Raw genomic sequence first — 21,722 nt, 5'->3', positions numbered from 1 at the left:
TTACCTAAGCAGTTAATTTTTACTAAAAATCAGCCGTAAATACAAAGGTATTGAAATAATACTTACCAAAATAGCTGCCATGAGCATCCACGATAACTGCATTTTTTCAGGCTCTTGATATTTATAAATAAAGTGAGATTTCACTTCGTCAAATTCGTTTTGCGGTATGCCATATAAGTCCGCAATTAAGCGCCACTTTGCTATCGACATATGCCCTAAACTGGTTGTGGGTGGGGTTATATAACTTTTTAGTACTTCAGCCTCAAAAGCGAGCTGATAAAAGCTTTTACCCGGTGCATAGTTTTGCTGGGTGACTGCAATGGCTTCATCCATGTTCATCATTGCATAACGCCACCCTTTTAGGCTCGCTTGGTAGAATTTTTCGACCGTTTGAGGATTTTTCTTAAGCATGTTTTCGCTGGTAAATAAAATGTCGCTATATACATCCATACCATAACGCTGTGGGCAAACAAGTCGATGAGCTACACCTTGTTGAGTCATATAATAAGGCTCTGTAGTAACATATACTTGCATAGCATCTAGCTTGTTTTCAATCCAAGCCTGGCCTGGATTTTCGCCATCGTAAACTTTGAGTTTATCCACATCAACGCCACTGCGTTTAAGCATAATAAGTAGTTCGGTACCATCATTTTTGCTTACCGCAGTGATACGTTTATTAACAAAGTCACGTGGATGAAAAATATCAGACGTGTCTTTAACCATCCAGCAGTAAGGTGAAAATTGCAATAAGGCAGCCATAGCAACAAGAGGTTGTCCATTAATACGTTGCTGTAAAATACCAGAGTGCCCTACTCCAAATTGTGCTTCGCCACTGGCGACAGGAGCAAAGGTATCAGGTTTCATTGGATTAGCTTGTTTAATGGTTACATCAAGGCCCGCTTCATTATAAAAGCCTTTTTGCTTTGCCATATAGTAGCCAGCAAACTGAAACTGATGTGTCCATTTTAGCTGTAATGTGACTGATTCTTGCGCCGCGATATGGCTACAAAAAAAGCACAATCCAATGATTAATCCTTTAAATAGCAACTAGGTGCCCTCAAAAAGTATGACGATTACCTGTAACTATATGTAAAACGTGCGATAAAGCAAGCACCCTAGTTAGGTGCCTGCCTTTAAAGAAGGATTATACTGAGGCGAGTTTTTCGGCTTTTTCTGCTTGGGGCTTTGATGTTAAAAATTGGCTAAAGCACGGATTTTGTGTTTCATCTTGTACACTGTAACCTAAACGGTTTAAGTGCTCGTTAAACATCTCATACTGACTCGGCTCAATAGCAAAACCTGCCAGTACATTCCCCATCGAACCACCGTGATTACGATAATGGAATAAGGTAATGTTCCAATTACTACCTAAAGTATCTAAAAAGCGTGCAAGCGCACCTGGATACTCTGGAAATTCAAAGCGAAGTAAGCGCTCATGTAATTGCTCGGGTGCTTTTCCGCCAACCATGTAGCGCACATGTAATTTAGCGAGTTCGTTATCCGACAGATCGCAAAATTGGTAGTCATTATTTGTTAAGTCTTGCTTTAGCTCATTAAGCTCTTGCTCGCCTTGGCGCAGGGCAATACCTACAAATATTTGTGCTTCACCAGGTCCTGCATAACGGTAGTTAAACTCAGTAATAGCACGGCCACCTAAAGAAGCACAAAACTGTTTAAAGCTGCCTTTTTCTTCTTTAATAGTAACCGCTAATAACGCTTCGTTTTTTTCACCCAGCGCAGTGCGCTCTGCAACATAACGCAGGCGATCAAAGTTTAAATTAGCACCGGATAAAACAGCCGCTAAATGTAACCCTTTTAAACCCGACTGCTGGCTCCACTTTTTAAGCCCTGCCGTTGCAAGTGCACCTGAAGGCTCTGCTATTGCACGGGTAGATACAAAAATATCCTGCATGGCAGCACATATTTCGTCGCTGGTGACGGTTATAACTTCATCACAAAACTTTTGCGCTAAGCGAAATGTTTCAGTGCCAATAATTTTAACCGCTACGCCATCAGCAAAACTACCAACGCGTTCAAGCTCTACCGGTTTGCCTGCTTTAAGTGCCGCTTGTAAACATGCACTTTCGTCGGCTTCTACACCAATTACTTTTATATCTGGACGCAGCGATTTAATATAAACCGCCATCCCAGCAAGTAAACCGCCGCCGCCAACAGGAATAAACACCGCATCGAGCTCGTTTAATTGCTGCATAAGCTCACGTGCTACAGTACCTTGACCAACAATGACGTCTGGGTCATCAAATGGTGGAACAAATATACCGTTTCGTTGCTCTGTAAGCTCAAGCGCATGTGCTTTTGCGGCATCAAAATGATGTCCATGTAGCACAACTTCACCGCCAAGCGCACGTACCGCACTGACTTTTATTTCAGGCGTTGTTACTGGCATTACAATTGTAGCTTGATGCCCTAAGTGAGAAGCACTTAGTGCAACCCCTTGAGCGTGATTACCCGCTGAAGCAGTGATAACCACTGAGCCTTTAGGTAATTTATTTAATTTATTATACGCACCGCGTAATTTAAATGAATACACGGGCTGTTGGTCTTCACGCTTTAACCAAACATGGTTACCTAATTTAGCACCGAGCTCAGCCATTTCGCTGACCTCGGTAACTTTAGCCAAAGGCTCCATGTTTGCTTGAATAATAGCGCGAAAATAATCGAGCTCTTGAGAGACCATAATTAACTAAGCGCCTCCAATTTAGCTAAGTCACGCACTGCGCCTTTATCAGCACTTGTTGCAAGTAATGCATAAGCCTTTAAAGCAGACGATACATAGCGCTCACGATCAACTGGTTTGTACGCCAGTTTTCCGCGTGCTAATTGTTTTTGTTTACGTGCTTCAAGCTCTTCATCACTTAACGCTAATGTGATTTCACGTGTTGCGATATCAATAATGATTTTGTCGCCATTTTCAACATAAGCAATTGCACCACCACTTGCCGCCTCTGGCGACACATGACCAATTGATAAACCCGAAGTACCACCCGAAAAGCGACCATCAGTAATAAGTGCACATTTTTCAGCTAGGCCTTTTGATTTCAAGTAGCTAGTTGGGTATAGCATTTCTTGCATACCAGGGCCTCCTCTAGGGCCTTCGTAACGAATAACCACGATATCACCGGCTTTTACTTCATCGTTTAAAATACCTTCTACAGAATCATCTTGTGACTCGTACACGACTGCAGTACCTTCAAAATGTAGCATTTCATCAACAACGCCAGCGCTTTTAACAATACAGCCATCAACTGCTAAATTACCCGAAAGTACAGCTAAGCCACCGTCTTGGCGAAAAGCGTGTTCGACACTTCGGATACACCCATTAACACGGTCATTATCGCCCTCGTCCCAACGACACTCTTGGCTCATTGCTTTAGTGGTACGAATGCCCGCAGGGCCAGCACGGTAAAATTTGCGCGCTGCTTCGTTAGTAGGATCTGTTGCATCCCATTTTTTAACGAGCTCAGCCATAGTTGACCCTGCAACATGATTAACTGACATATCAACTAAGCCTGCTTTGCCAAGTTCACGTACGATTGCCATCATGCCGCCTGCGCGGTGCACATCTTCAATGTGATATTCAGGTGTCGCTGGTGCAACTTTACATAAAAATGGTGTTTTACGAGAGAGCGCATCAATGTGCGACATATCAAAATCAACGCCCGCTTCTTGCGCTGCAGCAAGTAAATGCAATACCGTATTTGACGAGCCACCCATTGCAATATCAACAACCATTGCATTCATAAAGGCTGTTTTGTTAGCAATAGCACGTGGCAATACATCTTGATTATCTTTTTGATAATACTCACGACATAAATCAACAATACGAGCCCCCGCTTCAACATAAAGTTGTTTACGGTCTTTATGAGTCGCAAGCGTCGTACCGTTACCTGGCAATGCTAAACCAATCGCTTCTAGCAGACAGTTCATTGAGTTTGCAGTAAACATGCCTGAACACGAGCCACATGTTGGACACGCAGAGCGCTCTACTTGCTCTGAATCTGCATCACTTACCGATTCATCAGCGCCTTTAACCATGGCATCTACTAAATCAAGTTTAATATCGATGTTAGCAAGCTTAGTTTTACCTGCTTCCATTGGACCGCCTGATACAAATATTACCGGAATATTTAAGCGTAGTGCTGCAAGCATCATTCCTGGAGTAATTTTGTCGCAGTTTGAAATACAAATCATCGCATCAGCACAATGACCATTTACCATATACTCAACCGAGTCAGCAATTAAGTCGCGTGAAGGCAGCGAATAAAGCATGCCGCCGTGACCCATTGCAATACCATCATCAATCGCAATAGTATTAAATTCTTTAGGGACGCCACCGGCTTGTGTAATGGTTTCAGCCATAAGTTCACTTAGCTGATTAAGGTGAACATGCCCTGGTACAAATTGTGTAAACGAGTTAACTACGGCAATAATCGGCTTACCAAAATCGGTGTCGGTCATACCTGTTGCGCGCCATAATGCACGAGCGCCTGCGCGTTTACGCCCTTCAGTTGTTGTTGCACTTCTTAATTTAGCCATAGTTACCTCAGTTTTTGCCGCAAAATAAGCGGGCATTCCTCATTCTAAAATTGGTGAGTAACCGAGTGATTCAGTTACTCGTAAATTGTTTTTCAGTTCGTAATTACACAGCCTGTTGTTGCTGTAAATTTTGTAAAGTGACTTCTTTGACATCCACCAGCTTATTTAACTGGCTGGTTAAAAGGTGAATTGGTTTATCACTATCTACCGTCATGTCTACATTATAAAAACCATCGTCCATATTGAGCTGAAAATGCGTAAGGTCAAAACCACGATGACGCACCACTCGTAAAAATCGCTCTACCGCTATACTTTGACTTTTTAATGCAATAGTTAGGCTATGTTTCATTTTGCTTTCTCCGTCATCATTTCGTCGTTAGCAGCCCCAGGTGGTACAAGCGGCCAAACATTTTCTTTATCATCAATACAGGCATGTACTATGTACGGACCTTTACTGTTAACTAATGCAGTTATCGCATCATCAACTTGGTTAGCGTGAGTAATTGTTTGCCCTGGGATACCAAATACAGCAGCTAATTGCACAAAGTCTGGGTTATCCGACAGGTTAGTTTCAGAATAACGCCCTTCAAAAAATAGTTCTTGCCATTGGCGAACCATCCCTAAACGCTGGTTATCTAAAATTAATATTTTTACAGGTAAATTGTTACGACGAATAGTGGCCAGCTCTTGAATATTCATCATTATAGAACCATCACCCGATACAGTGATAACAAAGTCATCAGGGCGTGCTACTTGTGCACCAATAGCCGCAGGTAGACCAAAGCCCATTGTGCCTGCACCACCACTGCTTAAATGATTACTCGGATGAGTAAACTTCATGTGTTGTGCTACCCACATTTGGTGCTGACCAACATCGCAGCACACAACCCCTGTTTTTGGCATGCGTTGGCTTAGTTGGTTTAATAAGTACGGTGCAAAAACCTTCTCACCTGGGTAGTCGTAACGCCACGCATGCTTAATATTTATTTCTTTATTTGTGTCACACCAAGCTTTAGGTGTTACAAAGCACTCAAGTGCGGGTAACGACGTTTTTAAATCGGCAATTAATGAAGCTTTAGCAGGTTTTCGCTTACCAACTTCAGCAGCATCTATATCTAAATGGATTACTTTAGCTTTAGCTGCAAATTTAGCTAAGTTGCCTGTTACGCGGTCATCAAAGCGTGCCCCTATACATACAAGTACATCACATTCTTGCACTGCGATATTAGCAGCTTGACCACCATGCATACCCAACATACCTAAGTAATGTTCGTAATCTGGTAATACACTGCCCAGCGCTTTAAGTGTTGATACAGCTGGCATCTGAGTTTTATTTAAAAATTGCATTAGTTCGTCTTGCGCATCAGCGGCTTGTACACCACCACCAACATACGCTACAGGCTGTTTAGCCTCACTCAACAATTGATTAGCAATAGCAACTTGCTTTAAATCTAACTCTGGTAAGTATTCATCAGCTGCTAGCCAAGGTTTAAAAGGGACTTGAGCCATTTGAATATCTTTTGGGATATCGACAAGTACAGGACCTGGGCGGCCGCTTTGCGCTAAATGAATTGCTTCTTGTAATATCTCTGCTAAGTCTTCAGCTCGTTCTACCATGTAGCTGTGCTTAGTACACGAAAGCGACATACCTAGTACATCTATTTCTTGAAACGCATCTGAACCAATCGCTGCAGTAGGCACTTGGCCGGTGATCGCCAATAATGGCACTGAGTCCATCATCGCATCAGCAAGAGCGGTTATTAAATTAGTTGCACCTGGGCCAGATGTTGCAAAACATACGCCTAATTTACGTGTGCTGCGAGCATAACCAACTGCTGCAAACCCTGCACCTTGCTCATGGCGAGTTAGGTAGTGTTTGACTGGCGCGCCATACAGCGCATCGTAAATTGGCATAATAGCTCCGCCTGGGTAGCCAAATACTTCATTTACGCCGTGTTTGGCCAATAAGTCGATTGTTAGTTCTGCGCCTGTCATTAATAAACCCTCATTCCTCAGTGACAACCCAATTACAAATTTTACCCTTAAAACTAAAAAGCCCTCCGAACGGTTAAGTGCGGAGGGCTTTTTTAATGCTTAAGTTTTTAAAGCACTACGAAGCCCTCGCGGGAATAATCACCACGATAATAATCAGGACTAGGTTAAGTGCGTTTGTAAGCATGTAATTAATACCAAATTTTGTTCAATTATCGCGAAGGTTATTCCTTCGCTCTCTTTTTATATTAGTACCGCGCTAGGCCCTTTAAGTCAACACCAAAGTTAATCTAACAAAAAGACTAAAATGCAATTTATCAGGTTTTAAAATTCATTATACAAGCTGGTAGTGGTTTTTTTATGCTCTAATTTTAATCTCAGAAATTCACTATTCTTATATCCCTTATTTAAGGTTTGATTAATTTTTGAGAATATTTTTATAAATAAAATTATTTATCACCTTCAGGTAATGCGTAGGTTCTCTTAAGCGACTCTTAAGTGTTGTTGCATAGCATGGCGTTGTTATTTTAAACGAGCCTAAATATGAACATAACTAGCCAAACACCAGCACAAAAAAAGCCAAATCGTAGTAAGCGGTTTTACATTCACTGTAGTGCAAATGCCTTTGTAGTGATGATTGCCTGTTATTACTGTTTAGTTATAAACATTCCTTTTATTCAAGGTTCGTTTAACGCCATCACCTCCCTTGCATCTTTTTCATGGCTATTTTTACTTTCAGTGCCACTGCTTTTGTTATGCCTTTTAATTATTTTCTTTTCAATAGTGTCGGTTAGGTGGTTACTAAAACCAATTAACTACCTTTTACTGATAATTTCGAGTGCCGTACTTTACGGCTCATTAAATTACGGCGTCGTGTTTGACTATTCAATGATTCAAAACACGTTCGAAACTGATTCAAGCGAAGCACTGAGCTATTTAAATCCGCAGCTCATAGGCTTTCTACTACTGTTTTGTGCGCTACCTGTTTTTATATTAAGCAAAGTAAAAATACACTTTACCCGTCCTCACGAAGAAGCGATTAGTCGTATAAAACTTATTGTAGCGTGCTGCTCATTAATTGCTTTAGTGGTCGTAAACTTTTACGCCGACTACGCAGCCACTGGCCGCAATAACCGCATTTTGAAAAAAGAACTCATCCCATTTCAGTATCTCTCTAGCGGTTATAAATATATGCGCGATCAGCTGCTGTATACCAATATAGAATTTAAAGATATAGATGCAACACCTACCTTAATTGCGCCTAACACCACCAGCGTAACAGTTATGGTTGTTGGCGAAACCGCACGAGCAGAAAACTTTTCTTATCAAGGTTATAAGCGCAACACCAATCCTTATACACAAAAGTATAATGTGACGTATTTTAATAATGTGGCGTCTTGTGGCACCGCTACTGCAGTGTCTGTGCCGTGTATGTTTTCACTGCAAACACAAGATAACTTTGATCGATTAGCAGCCGACAACCAACAAAACCTGGTTGACTTAGCACAACAAGCTGGCAGCGACGTACTGTGGGTTGATAACAACAGCGGCTGTAAAAACGTATGCACCCGTGTTGTTAACATTGATATCCCAACCACCCCATCAGCGCTTTGCGATGGAAAATATTGTTTTGATGAAGCACTGCTTGCTCCACTCAAGCGCAAACTCGCTAATTTAAACCAAGCTAATACCGTTATCGTCCTACACATGATGGGCTCACACGGACCAACCTACTTTAAACGCTACCCAGAAAAATTTAAGCAATTTACGCCCACGTGCGACAGAAGCGACATTCAAAACTGCTCACTCGATGAATTAGTTAATACCTACGACAACACAATTGCGTACAGCGACTTTGTTAACGCCCAGGTAATTGAGCAATTAAAAGCGCTGCCAAACAACATAGATAAGCAGTTTTTATATGTCTCTGATCATGGTGAATCACTTGGCGAAGCCGGTGCTTATTTACATGGTTTTCCGTATAGCTTTGCACCTAGCACACAAACGCACGTTCCTCTTTATATGTGGGCTGATGAGCATAATCAGCGCATTACTAATACCTGTTTAGCTAATTTAGACACCCGCGCTGCACGCTCACACAACAATATTTTTCACACCCTTTTAAATTTAATTGGCATTAAAAGCAAAACGTATCAGGCATCACTTGATTTACTTGCTAACTGCCAAACAACACCAAGCGAAATAAAACTATGAGTAATAAAACCGTTATAAAACGCCAAGGCTTAATGCGCCTTATTTTTACCTTAAGCCATTCTTTTAACGGCTTAAAATGGATGAGTCGATTTGAAGCGGCGTTTCAACAAGAGCTAGCACTGTTTTCATTACTCGGTGTGTTTGTGTGGCTACAAGAAATTGCACTAAGGGATAAATTACTGCTTATAGCTAGCCTGCTTTTTGTATTGTTTGCTGAGCTGGTAAATACGGCAGTTGAGGTTGTAGTTGATAGAATTGGCAGTGAATACCATGAGCTTTCGGGGCTAGCTAAAGATATAGCCTCTGCAAGCGTGTTTATAGCTATGCTAATTGCCGCACTTATTTGGTGGGCTGTGTTATGGGCATAAAGCTAACTTTTATACCTAAAATACAAAATGCACTTGGCCCTGTATGGACTTTTGTTGTATTTGCTGTTTTGGCACTTAGCTTTTTAACACTTGCTCGCTTTGGATTAAGTGTATGGCAAGGGGAGCGTGTATTTGGATCGCATGCGTGGTTATCTATATTTATAGGTGGTTTAAGAGTTGATATAGCCACTCTAAGCTACATTATTATGCCCGCATTACTACTTACTTTACTGATGCAAAGCGTAGGGTGGCAAAATAAAGTACGCGGCCTCATTAAAATTTATTTAGTGACGATGTCTGCTTTACTTGTTTTTTTTGAAGTGATTACGCCTACGTTTATAAACGAGTACGATTTACGCCCAAACCGCTTATTTATAGAATATTTAATTTATCCTAAAGAAGTCTCAAAAATGATTTTTTCAGGCTATAAGTTAGAAGTATTTATTGCTGTTATAGCACTTATTTTAAGCTGTAAATTTGCAAGTAAAATATTTAGCAATCAATGGCAAAGCAAGTCATCACTAACAGGTTTAAATCAATCAATTTTAGCGCTTATTTTAGTATGCTTAACTATTTTTGGCGCCCGCAACTCATTAGGACACAGACCACTTAACCCCGCCATGGTCTCGTTTTCTACTGATCACTTACTTAACGACTTAACCCTTAACTCACTTTATAGCGTCGCGTTTGCAGTTAAGCAACTTTCTAATGAGCAATCGAGCCAAGACTATTACGGTAAAATGCCCACCGATGAATTACTTAGTATTGTGCGTAGTAACATGCAAAATACGCAAGGCACATTTAGTGATGTAACCGCCCCTACAAAAACGTTTCATGGCGCAAGTAATACAGGTAAACCCAAAAATTTAGTCATTATTTTACAAGAAAGTTTAGGTGCTCGTTATGTAGGCACGCTTGGCGGTTTACCGCTTACACCTAATATAGACGCCCTTTATAAACAAGGCTGGGGGTTTGATAATTTATACGCCACGGGCACTCGTTCAGTACGTGGAATTGAGGCAGTAATTACAGGGTTTACACCAACGCCTTCGCGTGCAGTTGTTAAGCTTGATAAATCACAACGCGACTTTTTTACCATTGCTGATTTTTTAGCGAAGCAAAATTACAACACGCAGTTCATTTATGGTGGCGAAAGCCATTTTGATAACATGCGCAGCTTCTTTTTAGGCAACGGTTTTAAAAGTATCGTAGATACAAATAACTTTAAAAAAATAGACTTTAATGGCTCGTGGGGCGCATCAGACGAAGACTTGTACGACCAAGCCGATATAGAACTTACTAAGCTTAAAAATCAAAACAAACCATTTTTTAGCCTTATATTTTCAAGCTCTAATCATAGCCCGTATGACTTTCCTGACGATAAAATAACGCTGTACGATAAACAAAAACAAACCCGTAATAATGCTGCCAAGTATGCCGATTACGCACTAGGCACCTTTATCGAAAAAGCTAAAAAATCGAGCTACTGGGATAATACTGTATTTATAGTTATTGCCGATCACGACTCGCGCGTATCGGGTTCAAATTTAGTACCGGTTGATCACTTTAAAATTCCGGCCGTTATTTTTGGAAAAGGTATTACCCATAAACGAGATAGCCAACTAGCCAGTCAGCTCGATATTCCTGTTACTCTACTGTCTTTAATTGGCGCAAGTGGTAAGCACCCAATGATAGGTCATGATTTATCAAAAAAAATTAGCGACAACAAACAACGCGCAATGATGCAATACGACAAAAACTTTGCCTACATGCACGATAATAAAGTGGTGGTGTTACAACCACAAAAACCAGCAACCACCTATACGTATAGCAATAACCAGCTTGTACCATGTGAAAACGATGAGCAACTAGTTAAAAAAGCCCTAGCCCACGCGAACTTAGGTAATCTAGCTTATACAAATGGTTGGTATCATTAACCAAGTGACTTGATAATAAAGCCTTGTTAAAGTAACAAGGCTATTTTTATAAACCGAGTAAACATGAAAATCCTCGTTATTGAAGACTCTGAAGCACTAAGACGCAGCTTGCAAGTTGGCCTTAGCAACCTTGGTTTTACCGTAGATGAAACTGGTGATGGCTCAGAAGGGCTGAGTATGGCACTGAGTGGAAACTACGACCTCCTCGTACTTGATTTAATGCTACCGAGCGTTGATGGCATGAGTATTTTACAAGCACTGCGCAGCAGTAATAGCCAAAGCCGTGTGCTAATTTTATCGGCACGAAGTGAGCCTCAAGATAAAATTAACGGCCTTATGAAAGGCGCTGACGATTATTTAACTAAGCCATTTTCGTTTGAAGAACTCCATGCTCGTGTCCTTGCATTACTTCGTCGTGGTTCACTGCAAAATCAACAAAATACCCTTACCGTAGGTGATTGCGTATTAGATCTCTCCCTTAAAACTCTTCATTACAAGCAACATGCCATTGAGCTCACGCGTAATGAATACAAAATAATAGAATGCTTATTTAACGCCCCAGAGCGAGTATTGGGGCTTGAACTTATAAGTGAAGCGGTGGTAGGTCAGTTTGATATGCTCTCTAAGAATGCGCTTGAAGCACACATCTCAACCATACGTAAAAAAGTAAGACAGTTTGATGGCGAGCTCCCGATAAAAAACAAACGTGGATTTGGTTATGTCGCAACAACAAAATAAAAATCACTCAATAAAACGTAAACTCGTTAATAATATTAGCGCCGTTATCTCGGTTATTTTGTTCACCATATTTTTAACCGTTGATTTAAGTGTTGATACTTGGGTGGAAGATCAGTTCAATCAGTCTTTAACTAACAAAGCTAACTACTTAAAAACCTTAGTTGAAGATGACAACAACGTGGTTGAATTTGATTTTGCTGGTGAGTTTATGTCGGAGTATGAAGCAGCCGATGCCACGGAGTTTTACCAATTATGGCATGGCCGTGATGTGTTTGAGCGCTCGGACTCATTAGCGCTTTATGAAAATGCTAACCTGCCTTTTTTAGAAATGCCGATTAACGAATCTAAAATTATAGATTACGAGCTTCCTAACGGGCGTGATGGCCGCGCACTTATAAGTCACTTTGTAGCCCAAAAAGATGATAGAAATCCCACCCACTCTGCTGTTTTTAATACCATGACGCTTGCAATCGCAGCGCCGACAGCCGAACTTAATAAAGTACTGATTATTATTGATGTGGTCTTTATTTTAACCTGTGTACTTGGTGTGTTTGGTGTGCGCTATTTAGTGACACGTATTGTAAATAAAGGCCTGCACCCACTACACAACTTAAACGATCAAATTAAGTTACTCGATATTACCGGTGTTGCGCAAACAATAGAAAGCGACTTTAAAGTGGAAGAAATAGAACCTATACGTAACGAGCTAAATAAGTTTATTACCGTTAATCAGCAACTCTATAGTAATGAAAAACGCCTAACAAGCGACATTGCACACGAGCTTAAAACCCCAATAGCTGAACTAATAAGCCTCTCAGAGGTGGCTATTCGCTACCCTGACGATAAACGCATTAGCGACACCTATACCAGTGATGTGCTTAATATTTCACAGCGTATGAAAACGATTGTTAGCAACCTATTACTGTTGCAGCGCTCAAGTAGCAGTGCAATGCAATTAAATGCACAAAATATCATTCTAAATAACCTAGTAAATCAAATTGTTGATGAGCTGACCTTTAAGCACCTAAGTATTAAAGCGCGTTTAAATAATGAGATAACTGACGAGTTTACACTTAATGCTGACGAATTTAGTTTAAATACCATTTTATGTAACTTAATCGATAACGCACTATTTTATGGACTCTCTGAGGCACCAATTAAATTAACTGCCGTAAATAACAGCACAAACATGACCATCTCTGTTAGTAACAAAGTAAATAAACCACTAAGTAGTGAACAGCTCACTGCTATTTTTGACCCGCTCTATCAGCTAGATTCATCTAGAACTAATAACCAGCGCCATGGTTTAGGATTATCTATTGTACAGAGCTTATGTAACTTAAATGGCTTTACTATTACGGCCAGTAATACCGAAAGCAATACGCTAACGTTTATATTAACGTTACCTCTGAAGTAAATTTAGGTTAGTATTTACACTACTAATTTTGAGATTTTAAGGACAAACCATGAATGCTCTTATCCGTGTTAGCCACTTTTTTATTGTGGCATTACTTATAACATTTAGCCTTAACAGCTATGCAGCTCCTGCTTTATATAAAATAGAAAAAAATGGCGTCAGCTCTTACTTGTTTGGCACTGTACACGTTGGTGATGCCAGCATGAAAGGCTTACCTAAAAATGTAACCGATGCAATTAGTGCAAGCAAAGAAGTGATTGTTGAAGTTGATATAAGCAAACTTACTCCCCTTGAGATGCAGCAGCGCTCAATGCCATTTATGATGCTAAGTGACGGTAAAACGTTGCAAACTGAGCTTTCAAAACAAAATTATACCAAGTTAAAAGATTACTTTGCTAAAAAGTCGATTGATATTGCTATGTTTAATGGCTTAAAGCCTTGGGCTGTTATGGTAACTATGATGCAAATTGAATTTCAAAATGCAGGTTATTCGGATAAAACCGGCATAGATAAGCAAGTGCTTAGTTATGCTAAAGAGCATAATATTAAAATTGGCGAGCTTGAAACCCTAGAGCAACAACTACAAATGTTTGATGGTATGGCACTATTAAGCAATGAAATGATTGAAGAAACCTTTGAGCAACTCGCCGATATTAATACTTACTTGATCAAGTTAGTTAATGCGTGGAAAAGCGGTGACATGGACACACTAACCGATTACTACAACATGAGTTTTGATGACAGTAATTACGGTGAAATTAGCGAGCAAGTAATGCTAACTAACCGCAATAATAATTGGGCTAAACAACTCACACCGCGCTTAGCAAACGAGCAGCTATTTATTGCTGTAGGCGCTTTGCATTTACCTGAAAAACACGGGTTACTTAAACAGCTTCGAGATAAAGGCTTTAGCGTTACTCGTCTTTAGAATTAATGGCCCCAATAGAGCTTACGTAAACAAACTCGCTAAGTAAGCTCATAATGTTCAGGTAAATTATGAAACGTTTTCAATTTGAGATTTTATTTTTTCTCACGATGCTTTTTATCAATGGAATATATTACTACCAAGAGGGGCATTTTAAACCAAGTGGTGGGTTAATCCTTGCCTCTATTTTTATTGCAATTGAAATTGTTATTTATTTAATACAAAGCATTAATAAAAAATATAAAAAACGAACTAACACCTAAAGTCTTCCATTTTTAAGTAGCTCTCTATCCCTTTAATTTTGTCTGCCGCATGATGATTTACATAAATCACAGTACTTGTGTTGGCAGCACAAATCTTCTCTATTAATAGCAGTACACGTTGCCTGTTTGCTTCATCTAAGCCTAAGCAGGGTTCATCTAAAATAAGTAACGTTGGATGTTTTACCATAGCTCGCACAATTAAAAGCATACGTTGATCGCCGTATGAAAGCTGGGTGAATGAGGTGTTTTGTTTATCACTTAAACCAATAAATGCCAGCCACTGTTGAGCAATATTAATTTGTGCGTCGCTCGGTTTTTGATATAAACCTATGCTGTCGTAAAATCCTGAAATAACAGTATTTAAAGCCGATATACTTACGCGGTAATCCATATGTAGCGCGTTAGATATAAAACCAATATGCTGTTTTATATCCCAAATACTCTCCCCTGTTCCACGTTTAAAACCGAACACTTCAATGTCATTGCTATAACACTGTGGGTTATCACCTGTTATTAAATTTAATAGGCATGTTTTGCCTGAACCGTTCGCTCCACTAAGCTGCCAATGCTGATGCTTTTTTATAGTCCAATTGAGATTTTTGAATATGCTTACATCACTGTAACTAACTTTAGCATTACTCAATTTAACTAAGGTATTACCGGTGAATGCCTTTTGCTCTTGTTCAGTATCCGGAGATGGCACATCCAATGAGGTATGTTCTAAATGAAGTAGTTTTAGTAAATCACTCAATTGCTCACTGCCTGGCTTTGCCAAAGTATGTAACAAGCAACCTTGGTTTACATAGCCATAGTGAGTAATGAATGAAGGGATTTCGTCTAGGCGGTTTAGTACAAAAACAAAAGTAATAATTTGGCTAAGTTCTATGAGTATTTTATTAAGCTGCTGGCAAGATTGTACGTCGAGTCCATGAAATGGCTCATCAAGCACGACTAACTCACTATGGGAGCTGAGTCCTTTTATAAGTAGGAGTTTACGAGTTTCACCCGTTGAAAGGTCTCTAAAATGCCTATTTAGTAATGAGCTAAATTTAAATAACTCTATTAGCTGCGCTAATAACTCATCATTATTACTATGCCCTGTAAAAACAAGGTCTTTAACGAGGGTGTGCTTATCATGCTCTAATTCTTGAGCTAGTAACTGTTTATGCGAATCTGAAGACACGAGCATAAGCTTATTAATACTACTTATACGCTTACCACTTTCGCACTTAGCCTCACCGATTAACGCAGCTGTCAGTGCAGATTTACCAGCTCCATTAGCACCTAAAAGTAACCAATGTTCTCCTAGGTTTACTTGCCAATCTAGGTTGCATATATCGTAACGGCTTTTACCTTGCCCTTGTAAGTAACCATTAAATTGCTCAAGCGTAATTGACTGCACTAACTTTTCCTAATAAACCTTAAAACAGCAAGTTAACGTATATTAAAAGTGCTTAGCAAGCTTGTTATCCGCAAAATTAATTTATTTCACTAACAACGCTAATACTATTTAATGCGTCTTTAATTGCTTGCTGGCTTATTGGCTTATGAATATGGAGGTTAGCTCCGTATTCATAAACTCGCTCTATATCATTTTGTGAGGTATTTGCTGTTATAACAATAATTGGCATTACTTTATTAAGATCGGAACGTATTCTTTTAATCGCCTCAAACCCATCCATTACTGGCATGTTTAGGTCCATAAAAACAATATCGTACTGATTTTCACTCACCATATCACACGCGACTTTACCATTTTCAGCGCAATCATAGCTTAAACCTAATAAGCTAAGTATGCGGGTTAATAACATAGTGTTTAATGGGTTATCTTCAACGACTAAACACGTTAGCTTGTCGTTTACTTTAAGAGGTGTTGGGAGGGCTTTACTTATAGTCACTGGTAAATACAAAGACACCAAAGCACCATGAGTTTTATTATTTGTAAAAGTAATTTCACCATGCAGTGCTTTTACAACGTATTGAACCCGGGTTAGGCCAGTTCTTAACCCTTGAAAGTGATTGGTTTGTTTAAATGAGTCAAATTCAAGACTGGTAATCTTCTTCGAAAAGCCACTGCCAGTGTCACTCACCGTTAAATGAAATTCATCATTTAAAAGCTTAGCTGAAACAGTAATTTCACCTTTTTGTGTAAACTTAATAGCGTTACTAATTAACTCTGTAAGTGTGTGCTGCAAACGTTGATGATCCAGTTTACATACACAATTTAACGATTCATCTAAAGAGCTAACTAGTTTTAGGCCTTTTTGCTTACACGCATGCTTGTAAGCTATTACTACTTTATTACACGACTCTAAAAGGTTTTCATCATTTAAATGCGGTACCCATTTACCTGCACTTAAAGCCTGCAAGTCTTGTAATTCATCTAATATGGCTATTAACCTAAGCGCGCAATAGTTAGCTTGGGTTTTAACGCTTTGCTGTTTATCAGAAACCTCTAGCTCCTCAATAGACGTAATAAGTCCCTGCAAAGGTGTTCTGAATTCGTGACTAGCTCTGGCAATAAAATGTTCTTTATTTTGACTTGTTTGATAAACAAAATCTTTTTGTTTTTGTAGCTCTAAAAGCGTGTCTGAAACCTCTTTTTCCATTGGTATAAAAACAAATCTTAACTCAATAAGTAATAATGTCATTGTCAATAACCAGCATAGTATCTCTAGGTTGGCGACCCAATTTACTTTTTTAACAGCTTGAGATTCAAATAAGCTCACTGCCTTATCAAGCTTTGTTAATAACGTTTCAACATGCTTAATAGAAAATACTGAGTGGTTTATCTCTCCTTGCTGATACAAAAGCCGCTCTGTTTGTTCTATATAGTCAAATACCGCTTTATCTAACCCTATCGTTTCACCAAAATATAAGTCTACTAACGCTGGATTTAAGTAAATGTATTCGTCATCAGAGTTTTTAGTTAATAATGTTTGATGGGACTTTTTAAATGTATTGAGGGACTTCTCAAGTGACTCAGTATGAGCTGGCGAGTAATTACTGATGTTAAGCATAGCATTACTGTGCCAAGCAATTTTCTGTGAGAGCATGCGCTGGCTACCAGCGATGTTAATAATTTTTGCATCAAACTTTTGAACAGAAAAACTATGCTGCATTAATAAAGCAGAGCCACTTATTAATAGCGCTATTGCAATTAGTGCCCATCGGTAACGTGTTCTCACGCTTTTAATAATATTGAACATGTATATACCAGTTTTTTTATATAAGTGTAGACTAATTTTTTAAAACGAAGAATCAGTCAAAATAATTAAGCGAATTATTAATACCCAATAAAAAAGCCCAGCATCAAGCTGGGCCATTGTAGTAAAATTATATTAGCGATTCTCTAATCGATTATAATCGAACATTCCATATTCTATCCCACGATACTTTTTAGCTGTATCGTGCAATATATCGCTGTATTGCCAAAACTGTGGATGAGTACGTCGAATACCAAACTTAGATTTCAAAGCACCATAATCGGCTTCTATTTGCATCATAGGCAATTGCTCGGCAAAAGCATTTACTTGCTGCTCGTTATTTAAATACCAAATAGCTGCTGGGTAATCACCGATAAAGCCAGGAACAATAGTCGCGGTATCTTCATCATAAGCACGTTGACCATCCTCGTTTAGTAAACTAGATATATTGTAGTGCGCATTATGATGAATAATAGTGTAGCCCTTATGACTATTATCTTTTTGCTTTACAAGTACAAAAGAAAGCTGGGGTAACAAGTTTACCGCTTTTGCTGGCATATTACTTACTACATTTAACGGCTTTGGTACTTCAGTGTAGTTGTATCTTTCACTTAAAACTGGCGCTAAGGCTTCTTTCATCAAAGTATATAGCTCATGCTGTGGATCATCAGTTTTATAGTTAATACCACTTGGCTGACTAAATTCTCGGTTATTTTTAAAGAACTTAGATAAGTCAGGTGGTGAATTACGATACCACTGCTTTTTAATTTGATTACGTTTAGCCTCAGGTAACAATGCTAAAAAGTTTTGCTCTCCCTCTAAACGTAAAAAATCCATATATAGGCGTGTTACTAATTGATGGCCTATATTTCCGTACACATCAAAGCCTGCTACAAGCAAATAGTGAATACGCTCAAACAAAGCATAATCTAATATCCAGGTGGTTTTAGGCTCTTGACCAATAAAACCTTTAACTACAGTTGCACTATCAAAATGGCGGAAAATAGTTAGTGCCGCATTTTTATTATGCCCATCACCTTTCCAAAGTAAGTCTGTTGTAAGGTGCTCACCACCTTTGAACATTTTGTTAGCCAGCTCAACTTTCGCCTGTAAATACTTTTTCTCGCGAACTGAATATTTAACCCAGCTAGAAATGGGTAAGGCATTACTTTCCTCAGCGGCAGGAAGTTCTAATGCCTCTTCATGTTGCATTAGCATTTCCCCTACAGCCGGAGTCGCTACTTTATTAGGATCAGCAAAAGCCACCCAAAAATGATCGTTTATAACATTTAAAGCAATCTGACCACGACAAACAGGCCCTTTTATAAAGCCCATAATAATTAACTCTGCCTCATCAAGCATAAATTGATACTTAGAATTAATTGGAATAACTTCGAAAGTTTTAAAAGGGTTAGATGCTGCCTTAGCCTCATAACTAGGCATTTTCGTAACAGTATAATCTGGCGCAATAAACTGCTCATATAAACGCAGTAATTTAGCTTCATTAAGCTCAAGTGGTAAATGTGTTTTAGAAAGTATGGTTGTACGTTCTTGCATAAAACGATAATAAACACGGCTAACTTTAGGGTCATCGTATGGGCGGCGCGTGTTAATTAACTTTATTTCCTCACCAGGAGGCGTACTTGAGCGAACTAATTTGAAAAAGCTTTGTGGGTTTTCTGAAGTAAAATAAATATGTGCTAAAAACCAATGCTCATAAATATACCGTGCTGATAACTGATACTTTAAGCTATCTTGATTTAAAAATGCTTCCCAGCCCGCTATTTTATTCTGATCATATTTACTTGGTGGCTGAATATGTGACATTTTACCACCACCTTTAAGCCAGTTCTGTAAGTGATTAAACTCTTCACGCGAAACACCAGGTAAACCATAAGGCATGCCGCCATGAGGTTGTTCACTTGCCAATCGATCGAACTCACCCATTGTTGCGCAGGTTTGCGAACGCGCTAACGAAAAGTCAAACTCATCACCTAACACTTCATTTACTGGCAATTCATGGCTTTGCTTTAACACTAAGCTATTAAATAACACACTGCCCGCTAAGTTAGCTTCTTCACTTTGCACGCGCTCATTTAGCACTGGCGTAAAGTTTTTCTCTCGCCATTGCTGAGTATTAGTTGCATCAAATAATAAACGGCTTGGGGTTGTTGCCAATAAACGAGTTCCATCGTAAACGAGCTCTTTACTCAAACCTCGGTCAATACCTTCAGGGGATGAGAGCTTCAGTTGACATGGTGCATCGTAACAACCATGACAAACTACGCAGCGGGTATCGAGTACAGGTTTTACATTTTGTAAAAAATCAGCACCAGCACCTGTTGTATGAGGCACCATTCTCTCTTGTGTTTGTTCAGGTCCAAAAAGATCATCGTAGTGAGCATTTCCCAAATATGCACAACCACTTAAAATAATGAGTACTATCGTACTTATTAGTATTTTTCTCATTCGTCGTCCTCATCACCTAAATCAAAGGTGGGCATCATATCCATTTGAGGAGAAACGAATGTATTCTGACCTTCAGTATTCAAAACAATACTTAAAAGAGGGCCATGCGTTAATGTTATCTGCGCATCGTGCTCTTGATCTAATATAGCTAAGTACAGTGGATTAGTTATAAGCAACTCATAACCGCTAACAGTAATAGCGACACTGCTATCTTCACTTGGGTTCTGGCAAATTTGAGCAAGTAACTCATCATCAAGTCCAATTGATATTTCAAAATCAGGCTGCTCTAAGTCTCTATTACTTAATGATTCATCTAATAGAAATAAAGGGAGGGTTAAATTACTATCTTGTTCAAATTCCATTGCGTTCTCTGCACTTTCTGACGATTTAATTGACGAGTATTATATCAAACTAGCGAGCAAATTAACGCTAAAGCTAATGTAACTGTGTTTAAACGTCATCCATAACAGATTCGATCACCGAAAATACAGCACCTTGAGGGTCGCATATAACACTAAAACGACCAACATCGGGGATATCTGTTGCAGGAACACATACTTGTCCACCTAAGCTAGCGGCTTTGCTAACAATTACATCGCAACTCTCTACTGCAAAATAAATCATCCAATGAGCAGGGGTATCATCAGGCCATTCACTTGTCATTTCAAGCATACCGGCAATTGGTTGTCCATCGACTAAAAATAAAATGTAGTCCATCCCTTCCATAGGCTTTATTTCGCTTTCCCAGCCTAGTAAAGCACAGTAAAAGTCTCGACTTACTTTACTATCTCTTGTTGCTAACTCATGCCAATAAGGCGTATTTAATTCACCTAAGTGCTTACAACCTGTATGCTCATTCCCCTGCCATAGTGCAACAGTTGCGCCTACTGGATCTTTTAGCATAAGCATGCGACCTGCATTCATAACATCATGAGGGCCGGCAATAACTTCAGCACCCAGTTCTTTTGCTTTTAGCGCACAATCATCAACATTATCGACGGCAATGTAAGCCAACCAATGACTTGGGATACCTGCACTAATTTGCTCTTTAGGCATTTCGTACATTGCAGCGATATCATCACCTTGCTTTTGTAGCATGGTGTAGTATATGTTCTCTCCAATAGGTTGATCGTCATGCCCCCAATCAAATAAAGATGTATAAAACGCCTTACCGTCTTTCCAATTGTGCGTACAAAGCTCTGACCAACAAAAAATACCATGCGGATGGTTTTCAACTTTACTCATGATTAAGCCCTTATTATTCTAATTTCACCTAAACGAACTCTGTCACATTTTATAAACTACATAATTGAACAGATCATAAATTGAGATTAGAGCAATAACTAAGCGGAGTCGATAAAAGAAGGACAAAAATTCGTTATCCAGTTGTTTCATATTTGAGGTTTTTAACGCAGTTAGGGTCAGATTTAATCCCTCAAATTGATTAAATATTATTGCTGATTGATACAAATTATTCGCCAAGAAGCGCTTCGCTTAGAGGAATACCTAAATCACTTTTCTGCAGACGTAAAAAAGCCCGACTATTTCTAGTCGGGCTCTCTACAATTTGAAGCCTGGTAATGTCCTACTTTCACATAGCAAATGCTACACTATCATCGGCGCTGTTTCGTTTCAC

The 21,722-nt window shown here is 39.3% G+C and carries 17 protein-coding genes; 7 read left to right on the top strand and 10 right to left on the bottom strand.

The window, feature by feature from the left end; genetic code table 11:
• Window positions 1-12: 12 nt before the first annotated feature.
• From H5159_RS00085 to ilvG, 5 genes are all read right to left on the bottom strand, one after another.
• A complete protein-coding gene (locus H5159_RS00085; RefSeq protein WP_182696389.1) occupies window positions 13-1,047 on the bottom strand; it encodes an ABC transporter substrate-binding protein in 1,035 nt (344 codons plus the stop codon).
• Between the two features lie 97 nt (window positions 1,048-1,144).
• Window positions 1,145-2,698, bottom strand: coding sequence for a threonine ammonia-lyase, biosynthetic (gene ilvA, locus H5159_RS00080; protein ID WP_039485942.1), 1,554 nt, complete (start codon window positions 2,696-2,698; stop codon window positions 1,145-1,147).
• Between the two features lie 2 nt (window positions 2,699-2,700).
• Window positions 2,701-4,557, bottom strand: coding sequence for a dihydroxy-acid dehydratase (gene ilvD / locus H5159_RS00075; protein ID WP_024596945.1), 1,857 nt, complete (start codon window positions 4,555-4,557; stop codon window positions 2,701-2,703).
• A gap of 103 nt (window positions 4,558-4,660) precedes the next feature.
• Window positions 4,661-4,906, bottom strand: coding sequence for an acetolactate synthase 2 small subunit (gene ilvM, locus H5159_RS00070; RefSeq protein WP_002959893.1), 246 nt, complete (start codon window positions 4,904-4,906; stop codon window positions 4,661-4,663).
• On the bottom strand, window positions 4,903-6,552 hold the full coding sequence (gene ilvG / locus H5159_RS00065; RefSeq protein WP_024605308.1) for an acetolactate synthase 2 catalytic subunit: 1,650 nt from the start codon (window positions 6,550-6,552) through the stop codon (window positions 4,903-4,905). The genes ilvM and ilvG overlap by 4 nt, the downstream gene beginning before the upstream one ends.
• Before the next feature lie 540 nt (window positions 6,553-7,092).
• Here ilvG and H5159_RS00060 point away from each other — a divergent pair.
• The 7 genes from H5159_RS00060 (at window position 7,093) to H5159_RS00030 (ending at window position 14,411) form a co-directional block, all read left to right on the top strand.
• The gene (locus H5159_RS00060; protein ID WP_182721026.1) at window positions 7,093-8,763 is read left to right on the top strand and encodes a phosphoethanolamine transferase; all 1,671 of its coding nucleotides are present in this window, start codon (window positions 7,093-7,095) and stop codon (window positions 8,761-8,763) included.
• Window positions 8,760-9,131, top strand: a complete 372-nt coding sequence (locus H5159_RS00055) for a diacylglycerol kinase (protein ID WP_007582120.1) — start codon at window positions 8,760-8,762, stop codon at window positions 9,129-9,131. The genes H5159_RS00060 and H5159_RS00055 overlap by 4 nt, the downstream gene beginning before the upstream one ends.
• Window positions 9,122-11,068: an LTA synthase family protein gene (locus tag H5159_RS00050; protein ID WP_182779471.1), complete on the top strand. Its 1,947-nt coding sequence runs from the start codon at window positions 9,122-9,124 to the stop codon at window positions 11,066-11,068. The genes H5159_RS00055 and H5159_RS00050 overlap by 10 nt, the downstream gene beginning before the upstream one ends.
• Before the next feature lie 63 nt (window positions 11,069-11,131).
• A complete protein-coding gene (locus H5159_RS00045) occupies window positions 11,132-11,806 on the top strand; it encodes a response regulator transcription factor (RefSeq protein ID WP_007377292.1) in 675 nt (224 codons plus the stop codon).
• On the top strand, window positions 11,787-13,223 hold the full coding sequence (locus tag H5159_RS00040; protein WP_182779470.1) for a HAMP domain-containing sensor histidine kinase: 1,437 nt from the start codon (window positions 11,787-11,789) through the stop codon (window positions 13,221-13,223). The genes H5159_RS00045 and H5159_RS00040 overlap by 20 nt, the downstream gene beginning before the upstream one ends.
• A 49-nt stretch (window positions 13,224-13,272) precedes the next feature.
• Window positions 13,273-14,151: a TraB/GumN family protein gene (locus H5159_RS00035; RefSeq protein WP_182779469.1), complete on the top strand. Its 879-nt coding sequence runs from the start codon at window positions 13,273-13,275 to the stop codon at window positions 14,149-14,151.
• Between the two features lie 68 nt (window positions 14,152-14,219).
• Entirely contained in the window at window positions 14,220-14,411 is a 192-nt protein-coding gene (locus tag H5159_RS00030; RefSeq protein WP_182779468.1) for a hypothetical protein, read from the top strand.
• On the opposite strand, the gene H5159_RS00025 is transcribed toward H5159_RS00030, so the two are convergent.
• The 5 genes from H5159_RS00025 to H5159_RS00005 all read right to left on the bottom strand — a co-directional run bounded on the left by H5159_RS00025 (window position 14,401) and on the right by H5159_RS00005 (window position 21,331).
• Complete coding sequence (locus H5159_RS00025) at window positions 14,401-15,813, bottom strand: ATP-binding cassette domain-containing protein (RefSeq protein WP_182779467.1); 1,413 nt, start codon at window positions 15,811-15,813, stop codon at window positions 14,401-14,403. The two genes, H5159_RS00030 and H5159_RS00025, sit on opposite strands and share 11 nt — an antisense overlap.
• 76 nt (window positions 15,814-15,889) lie before the next feature.
• A complete protein-coding gene (locus H5159_RS00020) occupies window positions 15,890-17,620 on the bottom strand; it encodes a response regulator (RefSeq protein ID WP_182779466.1) in 1,731 nt (576 codons plus the stop codon).
• A 132-nt stretch (window positions 17,621-17,752) separates the two neighbouring features.
• Window positions 17,753-20,086 (bottom strand): fatty acid cis/trans isomerase, encoded by a 2,334-nt coding sequence (locus H5159_RS00015; RefSeq protein WP_182779465.1) that lies wholly within the window; start codon window positions 20,084-20,086, stop codon window positions 17,753-17,755.
• Window positions 20,083-20,448, bottom strand: coding sequence for a hypothetical protein (locus tag H5159_RS00010; protein WP_002959878.1), 366 nt, complete (start codon window positions 20,446-20,448; stop codon window positions 20,083-20,085). The genes H5159_RS00015 and H5159_RS00010 overlap by 4 nt, the downstream gene beginning before the upstream one ends.
• An 88-nt stretch (window positions 20,449-20,536) precedes the next feature.
• A complete protein-coding gene (locus H5159_RS00005; protein ID WP_182779464.1) occupies window positions 20,537-21,331 on the bottom strand; it encodes a VOC family protein in 795 nt (264 codons plus the stop codon).
• Between the last annotated feature and the right edge of the window lie 391 nt (window positions 21,332-21,722).

It is taken from the genome of Pseudoalteromonas sp. SG43-1, assembly GCF_014164415.1.
In the GTDB taxonomy this organism is placed as follows: Bacteria; Pseudomonadota; Gammaproteobacteria; order Enterobacterales; family Alteromonadaceae; genus Pseudoalteromonas; species Pseudoalteromonas distincta.
The sequence above is the reverse complement of the archived record's forward strand: the minus strand, read 5'-3'. Positions and strand labels throughout refer to the sequence as shown.

Bases quoted from the DNA above. Each gene is read 5' to 3' on its own strand.
- ilvA (WP_039485942.1), bottom strand. From the start codon at position 2,698: ATGGTCTCTCAAGAGCTCGATTATTTTCGCGCTATTATTCAAGCAAAC.
- ilvD (WP_024596945.1), bottom strand. From the start codon at position 4,557: ATGGCTAAATTAAGAAGTGCAACAACAACTGAAGGGCGTAAACGCGCA.
- ilvM (WP_002959893.1), bottom strand. From the start codon at position 4,906: ATGAAACATAGCCTAACTATTGCATTAAAAAGTCAAAGTATAGCGGTA.
- ilvG (WP_024605308.1), bottom strand. From the start codon at position 6,552: ATGACAGGCGCAGAACTAACAATCGACTTATTGGCCAAACACGGCGTA.
- H5159_RS00060 (WP_182721026.1), top strand. From the start codon at position 7,093: ATGAACATAACTAGCCAAACACCAGCACAAAAAAAGCCAAATCGTAGT.
- H5159_RS00055 (WP_007582120.1), top strand. From the start codon at position 8,760: ATGAGTAATAAAACCGTTATAAAACGCCAAGGCTTAATGCGCCTTATT.
- H5159_RS00050 (WP_182779471.1), top strand. From the start codon at position 9,122: ATGGGCATAAAGCTAACTTTTATACCTAAAATACAAAATGCACTTGGC.
- H5159_RS00045 (WP_007377292.1), top strand. From the start codon at position 11,132: ATGAAAATCCTCGTTATTGAAGACTCTGAAGCACTAAGACGCAGCTTG.
- H5159_RS00040 (WP_182779470.1), top strand. From the start codon at position 11,787: ATGTCGCAACAACAAAATAAAAATCACTCAATAAAACGTAAACTCGTT.
- H5159_RS00035 (WP_182779469.1), top strand. From the start codon at position 13,273: ATGAATGCTCTTATCCGTGTTAGCCACTTTTTTATTGTGGCATTACTT.
- H5159_RS00030 (WP_182779468.1), top strand. From the start codon at position 14,220: ATGAAACGTTTTCAATTTGAGATTTTATTTTTTCTCACGATGCTTTTT.
- H5159_RS00020 (WP_182779466.1), bottom strand. From the start codon at position 17,620: ATGTTCAATATTATTAAAAGCGTGAGAACACGTTACCGATGGGCACTA.
- H5159_RS00015 (WP_182779465.1), bottom strand. From the start codon at position 20,086: ATGAGAAAAATACTAATAAGTACGATAGTACTCATTATTTTAAGTGGT.
- H5159_RS00010 (WP_002959878.1), bottom strand. From the start codon at position 20,448: ATGGAATTTGAACAAGATAGTAATTTAACCCTCCCTTTATTTCTATTA.
- H5159_RS00005 (WP_182779464.1), bottom strand. From the start codon at position 21,331: ATGAGTAAAGTTGAAAACCATCCGCATGGTATTTTTTGTTGGTCAGAG.